The organism is Synechococcus sp. W65.1, from assembly GCF_047461615.1.
GTDB lineage: Bacteria > Cyanobacteriota > Cyanobacteriia > Thermostichales > Thermostichaceae > Thermostichus.
Genome location: NZ_JANSHI010000007.1, coordinates 81,675 through 96,739 on the forward strand (window position 1 = coordinate 81,675; position 15,065 = coordinate 96,739).

General features: G+C 60.4%; 17 protein-coding genes and 1 pseudogene. 11 read left to right on the forward strand and 7 right to left on the reverse strand.

Features of this window, described 5'->3' with window-relative positions:
* Positions 1–54: 54 nt before the first annotated feature.
* The 4 genes from secY (at position 55) to infA (ending at position 3,103) form a co-directional block, all read left to right on the forward strand.
* Positions 55–1,353 carry a preprotein translocase subunit SecY gene (secY, locus tag NW806_RS05510; protein ID WP_414394246.1) on the forward strand — a complete coding sequence of 433 codons (1,299 nt, stop codon included), beginning with the start codon at positions 55–57 and terminating at the stop codon, positions 1,351–1,353.
* On the forward strand, positions 1,353–1,934 hold the full coding sequence (locus NW806_RS05515) for an adenylate kinase (protein WP_414410323.1): 582 nt from the start codon (positions 1,353–1,355) through the stop codon (positions 1,932–1,934). Before secY ends, NW806_RS05515 begins: the two co-directional genes overlap by 1 nt.
* Positions 1,931–2,749: a type I methionyl aminopeptidase gene (gene map / locus NW806_RS05520; RefSeq protein ID WP_414410324.1), complete on the forward strand. Its 819-nt coding sequence runs from the start codon at positions 1,931–1,933 to the stop codon at positions 2,747–2,749. The genes NW806_RS05515 and map overlap by 4 nt, the downstream gene beginning before the upstream one ends.
* 126 nt (positions 2,750–2,875) lie before the next feature.
* Positions 2,876–3,103: a translation initiation factor IF-1 gene (gene infA, locus NW806_RS05525; protein ID WP_414394403.1), complete on the forward strand. Its 228-nt coding sequence runs from the start codon at positions 2,876–2,878 to the stop codon at positions 3,101–3,103.
* Positions 3,104–3,261: 158 nt separating this feature from the next.
* Here the strand turns inward: infA and NW806_RS05530 are convergent, their stop codons facing one another.
* From NW806_RS05530 to NW806_RS05545, 4 genes are all read right to left on the reverse strand, one after another.
* Positions 3,262–4,137: a PRC-barrel domain-containing protein gene (locus NW806_RS05530; protein ID WP_414410325.1), complete on the reverse strand. Its 876-nt coding sequence runs from the start codon at positions 4,135–4,137 to the stop codon at positions 3,262–3,264.
* Positions 4,138–4,234: 97 nt separating this feature from the next.
* On the reverse strand, positions 4,235–5,356 hold the full coding sequence (locus NW806_RS05535) for a glycosyltransferase family 4 protein (protein WP_414410326.1): 1,122 nt from the start codon (positions 5,354–5,356) through the stop codon (positions 4,235–4,237).
* Between the two features lie 53 nt (positions 5,357–5,409).
* Positions 5,410–5,865: a ubiquinol-cytochrome c reductase iron-sulfur subunit gene (locus tag NW806_RS05540; RefSeq protein ID WP_414404817.1), complete on the reverse strand. Its 456-nt coding sequence runs from the start codon at positions 5,863–5,865 to the stop codon at positions 5,410–5,412.
* A 479-nt stretch (positions 5,866–6,344) separates the two neighbouring features.
* Positions 6,345–6,776, reverse strand: coding sequence for an SHOCT domain-containing protein (locus tag NW806_RS05545; RefSeq protein ID WP_414346902.1), 432 nt, complete (start codon positions 6,774–6,776; stop codon positions 6,345–6,347).
* 124 nt (positions 6,777–6,900) lie between these two features.
* Between NW806_RS05545 and glmU the strand changes: the two are divergent.
* From glmU to NW806_RS05575, 6 genes and pseudogenes are all read left to right on the forward strand, one after another.
* Positions 6,901–8,250: pseudogene (gene glmU / locus NW806_RS05550) on the forward strand (bifunctional UDP-N-acetylglucosamine diphosphorylase/glucosamine-1-phosphate N-acetyltransferase GlmU); the annotation flags it as partial.
* The gene (locus NW806_RS05555) at positions 8,233–8,730 is read left to right on the forward strand and encodes a PPC domain-containing DNA-binding protein (protein WP_414404953.1); all 498 of its coding nucleotides are present in this window, start codon (positions 8,233–8,235) and stop codon (positions 8,728–8,730) included. The pseudogene glmU and the gene NW806_RS05555, both read left to right, overlap by 18 nt.
* A gap of 94 nt (positions 8,731–8,824) precedes the next feature.
* Positions 8,825–9,301, forward strand: a complete 477-nt coding sequence (locus NW806_RS05560) for a pentapeptide repeat-containing protein (RefSeq protein ID WP_414394253.1) — start codon at positions 8,825–8,827, stop codon at positions 9,299–9,301.
* Between the two features lie 22 nt (positions 9,302–9,323).
* On the forward strand, positions 9,324–9,599 hold the full coding sequence (locus NW806_RS05565; RefSeq protein WP_414394255.1) for a lipopolysaccharide assembly protein LapA domain-containing protein: 276 nt from the start codon (positions 9,324–9,326) through the stop codon (positions 9,597–9,599).
* Positions 9,600–9,688: 89 nt separating this feature from the next.
* A complete protein-coding gene (locus tag NW806_RS05570) occupies positions 9,689–10,939 on the forward strand; it encodes a 4-hydroxy-3-methylbut-2-enyl diphosphate reductase (RefSeq protein WP_414410327.1) in 1,251 nt (416 codons plus the stop codon).
* 5 nt (positions 10,940–10,944) lie between these two features.
* Positions 10,945–11,907, forward strand: a complete 963-nt coding sequence (locus NW806_RS05575) for an AEC family transporter (RefSeq protein ID WP_414410328.1) — start codon at positions 10,945–10,947, stop codon at positions 11,905–11,907.
* Here NW806_RS05575 and NW806_RS05580 read toward each other — a convergent pair.
* Together NW806_RS05580 and NW806_RS05585 are read right to left on the reverse strand one after the other, a co-directional pair.
* Positions 11,904–12,098, reverse strand: a complete 195-nt coding sequence (locus NW806_RS05580; RefSeq protein ID WP_414394261.1) for a hypothetical protein — start codon at positions 12,096–12,098, stop codon at positions 11,904–11,906. The genes NW806_RS05575 and NW806_RS05580 overlap by 4 nt on opposite strands.
* A gap of 30 nt (positions 12,099–12,128) precedes the next feature.
* A complete protein-coding gene (locus NW806_RS05585) occupies positions 12,129–13,694 on the reverse strand; it encodes a hypothetical protein (protein WP_414410329.1) in 1,566 nt (521 codons plus the stop codon).
* A gap of 81 nt (positions 13,695–13,775) precedes the next feature.
* On the opposite strand from NW806_RS05585, the gene NW806_RS05590 reads away from it, so the two are divergent.
* Positions 13,776–14,774 (forward strand): YgfZ/GcvT domain-containing protein, encoded by a 999-nt coding sequence (locus tag NW806_RS05590; protein WP_414410330.1) that lies wholly within the window; start codon positions 13,776–13,778, stop codon positions 14,772–14,774.
* A gap of 1 nt (position 14,775) precedes the next feature.
* Here NW806_RS05590 and NW806_RS05595 read toward each other — a convergent pair whose 3' ends face one another.
* Positions 14,776–15,030, reverse strand: coding sequence for an HNH endonuclease (locus NW806_RS05595; RefSeq protein ID WP_414404811.1), 255 nt, complete (start codon positions 15,028–15,030; stop codon positions 14,776–14,778).
* Between the last annotated feature and the right edge of the window lie 35 nt (positions 15,031–15,065).

Here is a 15,065-nt window from a genome sequence, read left to right on the forward strand (position 1 = left end):
CCCCACCGGCAGCGTAGAGTGGTAAGGTAGCTCACCTGGCTCTTTGCTAAATCTATGGCTGACACACGAGGCTCTACTCCCTCCGCTCAAGAGACTTTCATGCAGATGGCGATGGCCTCGGGCCTGCGCAGCCGTCTGCTCCTGACCCTGGGCTTGTTGTTGTTGGTGCGGCTGGGCATCTATATTCCCATCCCCAGCATTGACCGAGTTCGCTTTGCTGCTGAGGCGGCCAACAGCCCAGTGTTTGGCTTTCTGGATATCTTCTCGGGGGGCGGCATTTCTGCCTTGGGGGTCTTTGCCCTCGGCATCCTGCCCTTCATCAACGCCTCGATTATCATGCAACTGCTGGTTTCAGCCATCCCAGCCTTGGAGAACCTGCAGAAAAACGAGGGGGAGCAGGGCCGGCGGCAGATTTCCCAGTACACCCGTTACGTCACCCTTCTCTGGGCCATCATCCAAGGCATTGGCATCTCCTTCTGGGTGCGGGAGTTTGCCAATACCAGCAACGAGCTGGCCTTTATGGCCTCTACCACCCTGGCGCTGGCAGCAGGCTCCATGTTTGTCATGTGGCTGGGGGAAATGATCACGGAGAAGGGGGTGGGCAGCGGGCCGTCGCTGTTGATCTTCGTTAACATTGTTGCCACGTTGCCGCGCGCCCTGGGTCAAACCATTAGCCTGGTTCGCGCCGACAGCAGCACGATTGGGGGTATCCTGGTGTTGACGGCTGTTTTCCTAGCCACCATTGTCGGCATTGTCTTTGTCCAGGAGGGCAGCCGCAAAATTCCCATCATCTACGCCAAGCGCCAGGTGGGCAACAAGCTGTTCCGCGAGCAGAAGAGCTACTTGCCCCTGCGGCTTAACCAGGGGGGGGTGATGCCAATCATCTTTGCCTACTCGGTGCTGTCTCTACCTTGGGCTTTGGCCCAGTATACGCAGAGCCCAGCCTTAATTCAGGTGGCCAACCTCCTCTCCCCTACCTCCTGGTTTTACATCCCCTTCTACTTCCTGCTCATTCTCTTCTTCAGCTACTTCTACGCTTCCTTGATTATCAATCCAGTAGAACTGGCCCAGAACTTGAAGAAACTGGGTGCCAGCATTCCAGGCGTGCGTCCTGGCAAGGCCACGGCTGAGTACATCGAAGGGATCCTCAACCGGCTGACACTGCTGGGGGCCTTGTTTTTGTGTGCGGTGGCCATTATTCCCACGACAGTAGAGCGGGCAACCGGCATTACCACTTTCCAAGGCTTGGGAGCCACCTCGCTGCTCATTTTGGTGGGGGTAGCCATTGAAACCTCCAAGCAAATCCAGACTTACGTTATTTCGCAGCGTTACGAAGGGATGGTCAAGCAGTAGTGCTGAGGCTAATCTTCTTGGGACCGCCAGGAGCAGGCAAGGGTACGCAGGCGGAGCGGCTGTCAGCCATCTACCACACACTCAAAATTTCTACAGGCGATCTGCTGCGGGCAGAGGTCAAAGCCCAGACTCCGCTGGGGCGGCAAGCCAAGGTGTACATGGATGCAGGGGAGCTAGTGCCCGACGAGGTATTGATTGGGATGGTCAGAGGCCAGTTGCAGCGGTCGCCGGAGCAAGGCTGGATCCTAGACGGCTTTCCCCGCACCTTGGCGCAGGCAGAGGCTCTGGAAGAGCTGCTGCAGGAGCTGAGGCAAGACTACGACCACGTCTTCAACCTAGAAGTGCCCGACGAGGTAGTAGTGGCGCGGCTGTTGGCTCGCGGCAAGGAGCAGGGGCGCAGCGACGATGCTGATGAGGCCGTCATCCTCAAACGCTTGCAGGTGTATCGGCAGCAAACCGCTCCCCTAATCGATTTTTACGAGGCTAAGGGCCGTTTGCGGCGGATTAACGGCAACCAGCCGATGGAAGTGGTCCAGCAGCACCTACAGGCCCTTTTGGAGAGCTGTAGGAGGACGGCATGACCAAGGCCAGCAAGCCGGGGCTGGGGTCTTCGCGGCGAGGCCTGCAGCTTGGTGAAATCAAATCTCGCCGGGAAGTGGAGAAGATGCGGCGGGCTGGGCGAGTGGTGGCCCAGGTGCTGCAGGAAATTGCCGAGCGCCTGGAGCCGGGCTGGACAACCGCAGACATCGATGCCTACGCTGAGCGGCGGGTAGCGGAGTTAAATGCCCTGCCCAGCTTCAAGGGCTACTACGGCTTTCCCGCCTGCGTCTGTGTCAGCATCAACCATGAAGTGGTGCATGGGATCCCCAGCCCCCGCAAAGTGGTGCAGCCAGGAGACATCGTCAAGGTGGACTTTGGCGCCATGGTGGAAGGCTGGCATGCGGATTCTTGCATCACCATTGGCCTAGAGCCCCTCAGCGATGCCGCCCGCGACCTCATCGACACAGCGGCCCAAGCCCTACAGGTAGGCATCGAGCACGTTCGCCATGGGGTCTGGCTGCAAGATGTCTCAGGTGCCATTGAAGACTATGTGCGGAGGCGGGGCTACTCCGTGGTGAGGCAGTACGTTGGCCATGGCGTGGGTCGCAACTTGCACGAAGAGCCGCAGTTTCCTCACTACCGCACCCCTGAGCTGCCCAATCCCAAGCTTCGCGCCGGCATGACGCTGGCCATTGAGCCAATGGTCACTGCGGGGGGAGAGGCCACGCGAGTGTTGCCGGATCGCTGGACGGTGGTAACAGTGGATGGCTCCTGGTCAGCCCAGTTTGAGCACACCATTCTGGTTACCGAGGCCGGCGCTGAGATTTTGACAGATCGCACCCCCTTTCAGTCCTAGAGAGTTCCCCCATGAAGGACTGCAACAGCTAGGATAGAAGAGGTGGAGTATTGTTTCGGCTCTTAACCCCCTCTTAACAGGAGAGGGGAGGGCCATAGAGTTGCGTTGTCTGAGAAGGAGGGCTACTTGGCTAAGGAAGACGCTATTGAAGTGGAAGGGGTAGTTACGGAATCCCTACCCAATGCCATGTTCCGGGTGGACCTGGACAATGGCTTTAACGTTCTCGCCCACATCTCGGGCAAGATCCGCCGCAACTACATCAAGATCCTGCCCGGCGACCGGGTAAAGGTGGAGCTCAGCCCCTATGACCTCAACAAGGGGCGGATTACCTACCGCCTTAAGAAAAATGAGTAGGTGTTTTCCAGATCCTGCTGGGGCGGGTGAGAAGGAAGCGCGAGGGGGCAGTCATCTCCACAAACCCCTCGCTTTGCTTATGTGCATCCAGGGCAGTTTGCCTGGGGGTTGCTGAAGCCCAGCCCACTGCTAGGTAAGGTGGGTACCCACTCGGCCGCTCAAGCTGGTTCTCCAGCATTCTCTTCCCAGGGATCGCTATCCCTGGAGGGAGGGGGAGCTGGCTCAGGAGAAGGAGGGGAAGTTTCTTCTTGGGGATACTCCTGTTCCCACGCCGGTTGTTCAGAGACAGGAGAGGACGCGGGCCGAGGGGGTGGGGGTTCAGGCTCTGCTTCGGCGTAGACGTCCTCTTCCTCCGTCTCTTCCGCTGCGTATTCCTCGGCGTAGGCTTCCTCGTAGCGTTCCTCCGCCTCAGCCTCAGCGGTAGACCTAGGCAGGGCAGGGGCAGGGGCGCCTGCAGCTAGCCAGGGGGGCTTGCCTAGCCCCAGGGTCTCCAAGATTCCTTTGGCCAGTTGGGTCAAGCGGGTCTCAGCGCCATCAGCCACAATGAGGCGATCGCCGCCTACGGAGACGATCTCATCAGCAGGAAGCAGATAAGTGCTGAGGATAAAGCCAGGCAAAAAGGTGAGGCCAAGGCTGGAGAGGATTAAGCCACTGATTAGACCAGAGACAGAGTTAAACTCAAAGTCCTTAACCTTACCGAGGCGGATCCCTTCTTCCGTTACCACTTCGCTGCCGACTACCCGGCTGAGACCCTCCAAATTCAAGTCTTCGAAGACTTCATCGCTGGGGACGAGGATAGCGTCTTGCCCTAGGGCTGTGACCTGCTGCAGCTCTAGTAAACGGGGCGATCCAGCAAAGGCTCTTTCCAGCACCCCCAGCACCAGGACCTGCCTAGCTTCCAGATCTGCCCAAACTTCGCTAACCACTCCGAGCCGGGCCCCATTGGCTTGGCTAATCACCTGCGTTCCCAGAACCTGTGACCGCCGACGAACCTCTGGTCGTGCTAGCGCAACAGATCCTTTCTCCGTTGTCATGGTGGTTTCCCCGTCGTAAGTCGAAGTGTTGGCGTGAGTGGGCTGGTCAGCCGGCCCCAGGCATCAAAATCCAATAGTACCACTGCCCGTCTCTTCTCTAGCGGGCTGCCGGGATCGGATCCCGGCCAATTTGCTTGCTCCAGGCTAAAAACCGCTCTGTCATGCCCTGGAGGGAATAGTGCTGTTCTGCGCGGTGTCGGCAGCGGCTGCGGTCGATGCAATCCAAGTGTTCTACGGCCCTTGCTAAGGCCGCCACATCGTCCGGCTCTACCACCCAGCCAGTTTCTCCATCGCTGACAATTTCCGCCGGCCCGCCGCGACGGTAGGTGATCACGGGCACACCGCACGCCAAAGCTTCCACCGCCACCAGGCCAAAGGCTTCCACCCACTTGGGGGTCATGATCAAGGCCGAGCATTGGCCCAAGAGCCGCTGCAGCTGGGAGGTGGGCAAAAACCCCCGGTAGTCCAATTGAGCCCGTGGGTACTGTTCCCGAATCTGCTGCCAGTAGGCCGGGTCTTGCAGGTGGCCCAGGATCAGCACTGGCCTTCCCGTCTTCTCCGCCAGGGCGGCGCAGTCTTCCAGGCCCTTTTCCGGGGCAATGCGGCCAATCCAACACAGGGATCCGTTCCCCTTGGGCACAAACTCGTAGCGGCTGAGGTCGACGCCACAGGGCAAATAGACAAAGGGATCCCGGCCTGCCGACATCTGGGCGCGGGCAAAGGCAAAAGTCTGGGCTTGGGCTCGCGAGTGCACCGCCAGCCGACCTGGGTAGCGATGGGCAATGTGCTCCAGGACCTGATCCACAGCATCGCTAAGGGATCCCATGCTGAGGATATGGGCCACCGGTGTGCGGAAAAAATCGGTCAGGTAGAACGAGAGCCAGTCGTAGCTCCAGTTCACGATAAGCTCAAACTGCTCCTGCAGTTGGGCAGCTCGCTGCCACAGGTTGGCCACCAGAGAAGGGGTGGAAAAACAGACCGGCTGGTCGCGGCGCTGGCTCTGGGCATAGGGCGGGGGGAGGCCTGGGACGGTCTCGATAACTCCCTCCGGCAAGTCAGCACTGTGGGATCCCTCAGGCGCTAGCACGCGCACTTGGGCCCCTCTCTCAAGCAGGCTACGCGCCAAGTTGACAAGGTTGAGCTCCACCCCACCGCCCGCCCCCGACCCAAGAGGCCCAACGGGGGTGGAAACAAACAGGAAGCAGTGAGGACGACCCATGCAGCCTTCCGGCCCAACCCCTTGCTGAGCTGGGTTAATCCCTGAGGGGGGGATCAGGTTCTAGACACGAAGATTTCCTCTTTCTCGACCTTAACCTTGTAGGCAGTTAGGTCGGCATCGGCTGGGCCGCGAATACGGCTGCCATCAGCAGCAAAAGCTGAGCCATGGCAGGAGCAGACGAAGTTCTTGCCCCGCCAGTCCACCTCGCAGCCAGCGTGGGGACAGGTTGCGTCCAGAGCCAGTACCGAGTCCGCTTTTTTGGGATCCTTGACCAGCCACAGCGTGGCAGTGTTGTTGCCGAAGGCGTTTTTCACCTTGAGGGGACCTTTCACCAGATCAGCAAGGGTTGCAACCTTTACAAATTTCGGCTCAGCAGCCCTGGGACTGGCAGGGGCGCCCTGCGCAAGGGCCCGGTCGAAACGGCGCCGCGTCAAAGCAGGCAGCAGGCCCACTAGCGCGCCCAAGCCAAGCGCTATCCAGCGCAGAAAACCACGACGGTTGCTATACATGGCCACTAGATCCTCAAGACAAAGCGAAGCGTCAGCCAGGAACCTTCCCAAGGGGGTGCCAGCAGGCCACCTTCCAATTATGGCTTCAGCCAGCGCAAACCGCACTTTTGCAGGCTCTGCAAATCGCCGTGTGCGCGGCCCGCGGCTGTGTCCTGCCTTTGGGGAGGGCATGAGGTCGTTAACCAAAGCGCGAAATTGACATTCTCCCTGCCCTAAAGGACAGGGATTCTTTCTCAGACAGCAGGATGAATCCTGCCGGCTGAGCTACAAAGCGCTCCGCGCCGCTGTAGGCGAAAGAGCATGAGGTTTGAACCTCGGCCCTATGGGGGATGCCACAACCCCAACTACTGGGCCGGAGCCCAGATACGTTTGACTGCACGCTGCACTCTTCTTATGTATGAATGGATGGAGCGACTGTTGCAGTCTAGCAAAAGCCGCCCTAAAGGGCGGGGCTTGTACCCAGTTTTCTTGGTCAACCTCTAGTGGCCTTTGGGATGCCCCCGAAGGTGTTGGCGGCGTTCCTCATATTCTGCGCGGGTGAGCAGGCCCTGCTTCCACTGGATCTCCAACTGCTGCTCGGGATCCCGGACTTCCCGACTTTTCGCACTGGTCCATTCCAGCTCGAGGAGATCCCGGTTGAAGCGGAAATCGAAGTCCTCATTGGTCATGGTGAGCAACCACAGGCCCTCCAGCAAGCAGAGAGCCCGCAGCCCATAGCTGAGGATCTGCAGGGGAAGAGAGGGAACCCACACCATCAGCCCCACCAGCAAGTACACCCACCCCCAGCGCTTGTGGCCCATGTAGAAGCGCTGCAATCCCGGGATCACCACCCCCAGCACTGCCAACCAACCGGCTGCCTCGCGAACCAGCCGCTGGCGTGGCGGTGGGGGCGCCTCTCGGCCCTCGGCCATGCTCTGCCCTACCTACACCTGCCACCAGGCTAGCGCAGTTTCCAAGTCCTTGGCAGAGGGAGAGAGAACCCAAGCTCCAAGCGCCTTCCGCCTATACTTGATGGGGGCAGATGGAAAGCAAAAAATGGCGGAGCGGGAGCTAGCGGTGGCGATCCTGGCAGCGGGCAAGGGCACCCGCATGCGGTCGCAATTGCCCAAGGTTCTGCACAAGCTGGGATCCTTGTCTTTGATCGAGCGGCTGCTGCGCACAGTGCTGTCTCTGGAGCCCCAGCGCTGTCTGGTGATCGTGGGCTACCAACAGGAGCAGGTGCGACAGACTCTGCGAGAGTATCCCGTCGAGTTTGTAGAGCAGGCCCAGCAGTTGGGCACCGGACATGCGGTGCAGCAGCTTTTGCCTGTTCTAGGCGACTTTCAGGGGGATCTGCTGGTGGTCAACGGGGATGTGCCTCTGTTGCGGGTGGAAACCCTGCAGGCCCTGCTAGAACGCCACCGCCAAGTCCAGCCGGATGTGACGTTGCTCTCGGCTCAGGTGGCGGATCCCTATGGCTATGGGCGGGTGTTTTGCGACGCCCAGCAGCGAATCCTGGAGCTGGTGGAAGAGCGCGACTGCACCCCGGCCCAGCGGCAAAATCGCCGCGTCAACAGTGGCGTCTACTGTTTCCATTGGCCGGCCCTGGCACGGGTGCTGCCGAGTTTAGGGCGGAACAACGCCCAGCAGGAGTACTATCTCACCGACGCAGTTAAACTGCTGGAGAAAGCCATCGCCCTGGACGCTGAGGATCCGCGGGAAATCGTCGGCATCAACGACCGCCGCCAGTTGGCCCAGGCCCACCAGATTCTTCAAGAGCGCCTCAAAGAGGCCTGGATGGAGGCGGGGGTGACTTTTGTGGATCCCGACAGCGTCAGCCTGGAAGAGACGGTGGAATTGGCCCCCGATGTGGTGATCGAGCCCCAAACCCATCTGCGAGGACCCTGCCGCATTGGGCCGCGCACCCGTCTGGGGCCGGGCAGTTGGATTGAGTCCAGCACCATCGGCTCCGATTGCCACATCCTCTACTCGGTGGTCAGCCACAGCCAGATCGGCAACCACGTCTGGGTAGGGCCCTACGCCCACATCCGCCCCAACAGCTGCATTGGCGACGGCTGCCGCATCGGCAACTTTGTGGAAGTCAAAAACACCCAGATTGGATCCCACACCAATGCTGCCCACCTGGCGTATCTAGGCGACGCCAAGCTGGGATCCCAGGTCAACATCGGCGCCGGCACGGTTATTGCCAACTACGACGGCCAGCAGAAGCACTTCACGGAAATCGGCGATCGCAGCAAGACAGGGGCCAACTCGGTACTGGTGGCTCCCCTCAAGATAGGATCCGATGTCACCATCGCCGCCGGTTCCACCATCCCTGCCCGCTACCCTGTGCCCGACGACTGCCTGGTGATCGCCCGCGCTTACCCGGTGGTCAAGCCGGGCTGGCGACCAGGGATCTCCGCTGCTAGCCGCCCCCAGCCTCTACCCCCAGGATCCCTGCGCATCTACCCCTTGCGCCTCTTGCCCGGACAAGACCTGAAGCAGGAGCTGGAGCGCTTTGCCCGCCAACAGCCCCTGCAGGCAGGCTTTGTTCTCAGCGCCGTTGGCAGCCTCCGCCAAGCCACCCTGCGCCTGGCCGACCAAACCGAGGATTGCCTGCTGGCCGAGCCCCTGGAGATCCTGTCCCTGAGCGGATCCCTCTGCCCGGACGGCGTCCATCTTCACCTTGCCGTTGCCAATGCCCAGGGCCGAACTTGGGGAGGGCACCTGCGCCCTGGCTGCCTCATCTACACCACTGCCGAAATTGTCCTCGCCGACAGCCTGGAGTATCGCTTCTCCCGCCAACTGGATCCAGCCACCGGCTACTTGGAGCTGCACATCGAAAAGGTGGCCAAGCAGCCGCTCCAGGCAGCGGAAGACACCTAAGCAGCGAGTATATTGGCTAACATAGCCTTAGGTCAGGACCACCCTGACTAGCCCTAGGGGTTGCTGGCACAAGCTGAGAAGGGGGGTATTCCCTATGCCCCGAGTGAGCACTGCCGAGGAGCTACTGGCAAGCTACGCTGCTGGCGAGCGCAACTTCCAAGAATCCAACCTGGTGGGCGTAGACTTGGTGCGCGCCATGCTGCAGGGGGCAAACCTGAGAGGGGCCAACCTCTCCTTTGGCAAGCTGAGTGGAATTAACTTGCAGGAAGCCGATTTGCGGGGAGCCGATCTCAGCTCCGCCAACCTCATAGGGGCAAACCTGCGCGGCGCCAACCTCTGGGAAGCCAACTTGATCGGCGCTGACCTTAGCTTTGCCGACCTGCGGGAGGCCAATCTCCATGGAGCCTACCTCTGGGAGGCCAAGCTAACCCGCGCCCAACTGCAGGGATCTGACCTGAGCGCAGCCAAGTTGGGGGGAGCGGTGCTGATTGGCGCTGACCTGAGCGGAGCCATCCTACCCGATGGCACAGTACAGCCCTGGTCTGCTCCCTCGGCAAACAAGGCAGAATAGAACCGGTGCAAGCGGCTTTCCTATGTTTTTGCTATTTAACCTGCTCTTGACTCTGCTGCTGGCTTTGGGAGTGGCAGTCCTAGCTGGCCAAAACCCGACCTTGCGGACAGTGCAGTTTCTGCTGTGGCGCTCGGTGGAGCTGCCCTTGGGATTGCTCATCGCCGCCGCCATTGGCCTAGGCCTGCTGACCGTGGGGCTGGGCTCTTTTCTCTGGCCTGAACGCAGTTTTTCCCTTGTCGCCCGCCAGTTGCAGGAACGGCTGCAGCAACTGGAAACGCAGGAGCAGCCGCCTGCCTAGGGCGTCCCGCTGCTGGAATGGCCCGCACCCCCAAGAGAGGACGTAAGCTGAGAGAGTGTTCTCAGCAGTGCCTAGCCGAGGTGACAGCCATGCCTCATTCAGATCCGCGCGCCCTGCGCAAAGCCCTGCGCAGCTCCAGCACCTACTTTGCTAAAGGATTCGAAGAGTACAAGGATCAGGCCCAACGAGAGCTGCAGACTACTTACAAAAGCCGCCTAGTGGAGCAGATTCGCGCCCAGTCTTACCGCTATCAGCGGGGGGATATCACCATCCATCTAGCCAAAGCGTTTGGCTTTTGCTGGGGAGTGGAGCGGGCGCTAGAGTATGCCTACGAAGCTCGGCACCGCTTTCCCGATCGCCAAATCTGGATCACCAACGAGATCATCCACAACCCCCTGGTCAACCGGCACTTGCAGGAGATGGGGATCCGCTTCGTGGAGAAAGGCCCAGACGGCAAGAAAGACTTTTCCCAAATCCGGCCGGAAGATGTGGTCATTTGGCCCGCCTTTGGGGCAAGTGTCTCGGAAATGGAGTTTTTCCGCTCCCAGGGCAACGAGATTGTCGATACCACCTGTCCCTGGGTCTCTCGCGTTTGGAACCAGGTGGACAAGCACCGGGCTGCCCAGTTTACCTCCATCATCCACGGCAAGTACGACCACGAAGAGACCGTGGCCACCAGCTCCTTTGCTGAAAAATATCTGGTGGTGCTGAACCTAGAAGAAGCCGAATGGGTTGCCCGCTACATCTTAGAAGGCGGGGACCCAGAAGAGTTTCGGCGGCGCTTTGGCAAGGCTACCTCCCCCAACTTTGATCCGGATCGAGATCTGGAGCGGATTGGCATCGCCAACCAGACGACGATGCTCGAGGAGGAAACCCGTGCCATAGCCAAGCTGTTTGAGATCACGATGCTGCGCAAGTATGGCCCCCAGGAGCTGGACAAGCACTTCATGAGCTTCAACACCATCTGCAACGCCACCCAAGAGCGGCAGGACGCCATGTTTGAGCTGCTGGAGCGGCCTTTGGATGTCGTGGTGGTTATTGGCGGGTTCAATTCCTCCAATACGACCCACCTGCAGGAAATTGCCCTCTCGAAAGGGCTGCCCTCTTACCATATTGACGGCCCCGACTGCATCCAACCGCCCAACCGCATCCGCCACAAGCCCCTCCACCAAGACCCAATCGTTACAGAAGGGTGGCTGCCCGACGGGCCAGTGCAGATTGGTATTACCTCCGGTGCCTCTACCCCCGACCGCGTTGTGGAGGAGGTGATCCTGCGCATCTTTGCCCTGCGCGAACAGCAGCAGACCCCTCCGCAGGGATCCCTTCCCCTTGGCTTCTAGAAGGCGTGCTCACCACTCTTTTTCAGGTCTACCTCCCCCTGCTGGGCTGGACGCTGCTGGGGTTTGTCCTGCAGAGAGGGCTACCTCCCCCCTGGCGCCATTGGCTAAATCCCCAAGCGCTGGGCCGCTTCATGTTTTGGGTGGGGGTTCCCCTGGGCACCCTTGGGTTTATGCAGACGGCGGACCTCTCTGGCCAGCTCTGGGCGGCCCCTTTGGTCTGCTGGCTGGCCACAGGGCTAGGGTATGCCCTGGCCAGTGCCTGGCTGCAGTGGCAGCACCACACCTGGCAGGGGAAGAAAGAGTGGGATCCCTGGCTTTGGAGCAGAGCCCGGCGAGGCAGCTTTTACCTAACAGCCACCCTGGGAAATACGGGTTATTTGGGCTACCCCATCTGCTTGGCGGTGGGCGGGAGCGCCTACTTTGGCTGGGCTTTGTTTTACGACCTGTTGGGCACCCTCTTGACCGCCTACGGTCTGGGAGTCTGGGTTGCCAGCCGCTACAGCGCTTCCTTCACCCCTCCCTGGCAAGCCACGCTCCGCGTCCTAAGCAGTCCCACTCTCTGGTCTTTCTTTGTCGGCCTGGCAATGGCTCGCTACCCTCTGCCAGAATGGCTAGCCCAAGGGCTCACTGCCTTTGCCTGGAGCACGATTCCCCTGAGCTTAATCCTTTTGGGCATACGGCTAGCCCAGGTGCCGCACTGGGGATCCCTTCGCCCCGCCGCCGTGGCCCTCTTCATCAAACTTGTTGCCGTTCCCCTTTTGGTGGGCTTGGGGTTAGCCTTGACTCCCTATCCTCCTTTGGCCAAGCTGGTGCTGGTCTTGCAGACGGGTATGCCCCCTGCCGTTGCCACCCTGGTGCTTGTGGAAGAATACGACTTGGATCGCGAGCTAACGGCAACAACTCTAGCCGTAGGCTACGTGGCAGCCTTGCTGACTTTGCCGTTCTGGTTGCTGCTGTGGGGATCCTAGTAGGCCAAGTGAGACAGAGCCTGCTCCAGGTAACGATGCACTAGGCGATCCAACTCAGCCTCCTCCTTGGGCAACTCCTGCCCCTCCAGCCATCCCTGGAAGCCTGAGCTTTCCACGATGGCCTGCCGCAACGACTTCCAAACTGCTTGCAGGTGCGGTGCTGGATTGGGGCTGAGAGCAGGACTGGTCATGATCCCCGCCAAACAAGGTTAGCGCTAATCCTAGGATAGCCCAGATCCGGCTTGGCTTTGGTTAAACAATTGGCTGGGCTGCTGGATGCGCAGAGTTGGCCCCAAGGCATTGAGAAGGGCAACGCCGTAGCTGCGGGCAATGATGCGGCTATCCAGAATCGCCACCCAACGTTGGGGCAAGCCAGTGGCCTCAGCTACTTCGGATCCCTGCCGCAAGGGAGCGACGGCTCGCTGCAGTTGACTGGCTGCCACCGGCAAAAGGTATTGGCGAAACCAGTCCTGCCGACTGCGCTGCAGATACTGCACTCGCGCGGCCACCCTGGGATCTTCCATCGAGGGAAACGGCAGGGTGGCAATGGCCAGCAGCTCCGGGCAAGGTAGGCTAGCCTTGTGCTGCAGCCAGTAGGACCAGTCGCAGACCAAGATGCCCTTTTCTCCTCGAAAGGGGCTATTCACCCGTACCCGCGAGCCAAACTCAGCGGCCAAAGCAGCTCCGACCTGCACCTGGAGGGGTTGATCCGAAACCAGCACCACCACAAAGCCCTGCGCCTTTGCAATCAGGCTCTTTAGCTCCTGCAGCAAGTGTTCCCGGAACAGAGGACTGTTGGGCAAGGGCAGCCACGGCAAATAGAGAGCCAAACTGGGCAGGGGCTCCCCCCCGGAGCGGATCCATTCTTCGCCTGAGCTAAAGCGTAGGGGCGTCAAATCCGGTAAGCCTAAGCGCCAGCGATAGCTTTCTGCCTGCCGATCCAAATCCAGCGCCTCGCCGATAATTACCACGGGTTGGGTAGCCCAGATGGGCGCTAGCCATTCGTGCAAAGCCACCGGGCTGTGGTAAAGCGTGAGGCGGCCGGTCTCGCGATTGGTTTCCGCCCACCAGACCCAGCGGGAAGCGGGATCCCCTTCGGCCCCAAGCCGCCGGCGGAGCTGATCCCAAGGATCCGGCAGCCAGCCGCGGTAGCCGGCCACCAGGGACAGCGCTACTTCCAGGTGAACCTGTTCGTCTGCCTGAACTAAGCAGCGGGAAAGGGGCCGTCGCAAAAGCTGTAGAGCCAACTGAACCTGGGCCTGGGAGATTCGCTCAGCCTCAGCAGGAAAGATCTGCCGCAGTTGCTGCCAGTGGTTGGCTTCGATGGTTAGGGTCAGCGCTTGGTAGGCCCACTCCTCCAGGTCTTCGGCGCCGTCCAAGATCAACGGGATCCCGGTTGGCATCTCTGCTCCCCTCAAGCGCGCCTGCAGCCAATCCAGGGGATCGACCAACAGCAGCCCCTGAAAGTCGGCATCTGGCCAGCGATCCTTTTGCAAAACCGGTTTGTGCAACTGCAAAGTCTGCTGCAGCCAGGGGATCTCCTCCCCCAGAATTTGCGCCTGCACAGGCACCGGGGCACACAGCAAGGTACCATGGGGCCACATCAAAGCCGGCAGCAGATAGCTGAGGCGGTGCTGACCCCCGCTCGGCACCTGGATCAAGGTGCTGCGCCCCAGCCGCAATCCCCGGGCCACCATGCGGGCCATCGTCAACTGATGGGGCCACCCGGCATCGGGAAGCTGCCGCAAGAGCTGGCGCAACTGTTGGTGGACTTCAACCTCGATCACAGGGATCCGCCACAGACGCTCAGGTGAACTAGCCTATTCTAAGGTGGGGAAGAAAACCAAACGACACCTCTGGGGTGAGCGATGTCGGGTGTTTCTGAGGTTCCCACGCCCTCGTCCCTGCTTGGAGCCGCCCAGGCGGGATCCCTGCTTTTGGATCGCTCTGGGTGGGGCCGCTTGCGGATACAGGGCTCCGCCGCCCTGGATTACTTGCACAGCCAGAGCACTCAGGATCTCAAGGCTCTTAAACCTGGCCAGGGGGCAGATACCGTGTTTGTTACCCCCACAGCAGGGATCATAGACCTGGCGACGGTCTACGTGGAAGAGGAGGCCTGCTGGATTTGGACTTCGCCGCAGCGACGTCGCCTCTTACTGCAGAGCTTGGGACGCCTGTTGCCCTTCGTGCGCGGGGCCCAAATAGCTGATGCAACCGACCAGACTTTTGCCTTTGGGTTAATTGGCCCGCAGAGCCAGCGCCTCCTCGAGAAGGTAGTGACCTCAGAAGGGATCCCGACAAAGCTATACGAGCACCGCCAGGTGGAGATTCAAGGGATCCCTGTCCATTTGGCTTGTGGCAGCGGCCTTGCCCAGCCGGGATTTACCCTCTGGGGGGCCAGCGAACACAAAGCCGCCCTTGCTAGCTGCCTGCAGCAAGCTGGAGCGGAGCTGGCCTCAGCCGAACTTTGGGAAGCCCTGCGCCTGGAGGCCGGTCGCCCTGCTGCTGACCACGAGCTGACCCCCGACTACAACCCTCTGGAAGCCGGCCTATGGCACGCCGTTTCCCTCTCCAAGGGGTGCTACATTGGCCAGGAAGTCTTGGCCAAGCAGGTAACCTATAGGCGCATTCGCCAAACCCTCTGGGGGATCCGCCTCCAGGGCGAGGCCCAGCCTGGTGCCGAGATTGTGCGCCAAGGGGAAAAGATCGGTGTGCTAACCAGCGCTGGCTCCACCTCCCAAGGCTACTGGGGCTTGGGCTATGTGCGCACCAAATTCGCGCCCGCCGAAGGATGGGAGGTGGAGGTTGGTTCAACAACCGGCCTCCTCACCCGCCCGCCCTTTTTAAGCTTTCCTCCCGTTGTTTGAGCTAGAGATCGAAATGGCGGCGAAAGCGGGGATCCCACCTGTCCTTTTTGCGCTGATTACAGAGTTTGCACAGCGTTTGCAAGTTGCTGATGTCGTTGCTGCCGCCCTGGGCAAGGGGAATGATGTGATCGACCTGAAGCTGCACCTCTGGAGGCGACTTGCCGCAACTGCGACAGCGGAAGCCATCCCTTTGGAAGACGTACTCCCGCACAGCTGGCGGGATGAGGATGCGCTGGTTCCTTTTCGTTTCCCTCATAGCGGGTCAAATCTAAGTAGCTCGCAAGTCGTCTA

Bases quoted from the DNA above. Each gene is read 5' to 3' on its own strand.
- NW806_RS05545 (WP_414346902.1), bottom strand. From the start codon at position 6,776: ATGGCCGAGGGCCGAGAGGCGCCCCCACCGCCACGCCAGCGGCTGGTT.
- NW806_RS05560 (WP_414394253.1), top strand. From the start codon at position 8,825: ATGCCCCGAGTGAGCACTGCCGAGGAGCTACTGGCAAGCTACGCTGCT.
- secY (WP_414394246.1), top strand. From the start codon at position 55: ATGGCTGACACACGAGGCTCTACTCCCTCCGCTCAAGAGACTTTCATG.
- NW806_RS05565 (WP_414394255.1), top strand. From the start codon at position 9,324: ATGTTTTTGCTATTTAACCTGCTCTTGACTCTGCTGCTGGCTTTGGGA.
- NW806_RS05535 (WP_414410326.1), bottom strand. From the start codon at position 5,356: ATGGGTCGTCCTCACTGCTTCCTGTTTGTTTCCACCCCCGTTGGGCCT.
- NW806_RS05595 (WP_414404811.1), bottom strand. From the start codon at position 15,030: ATGAGGGAAACGAAAAGGAACCAGCGCATCCTCATCCCGCCAGCTGTG.
- NW806_RS05580 (WP_414394261.1), bottom strand. From the start codon at position 12,098: ATGACCAGTCCTGCTCTCAGCCCCAATCCAGCACCGCACCTGCAAGCA.
- NW806_RS05590 (WP_414410330.1), top strand. From the start codon at position 13,776: ATGTCGGGTGTTTCTGAGGTTCCCACGCCCTCGTCCCTGCTTGGAGCC.
- NW806_RS05570 (WP_414410327.1), top strand. From the start codon at position 9,689: ATGCCTCATTCAGATCCGCGCGCCCTGCGCAAAGCCCTGCGCAGCTCC.
- NW806_RS05530 (WP_414410325.1), bottom strand. From the start codon at position 4,137: ATGACAACGGAGAAAGGATCTGTTGCGCTAGCACGACCAGAGGTTCGT.
- NW806_RS05540 (WP_414404817.1), bottom strand. From the start codon at position 5,865: ATGTATAGCAACCGTCGTGGTTTTCTGCGCTGGATAGCGCTTGGCTTG.
- map (WP_414410324.1), top strand. From the start codon at position 1,931: ATGACCAAGGCCAGCAAGCCGGGGCTGGGGTCTTCGCGGCGAGGCCTG.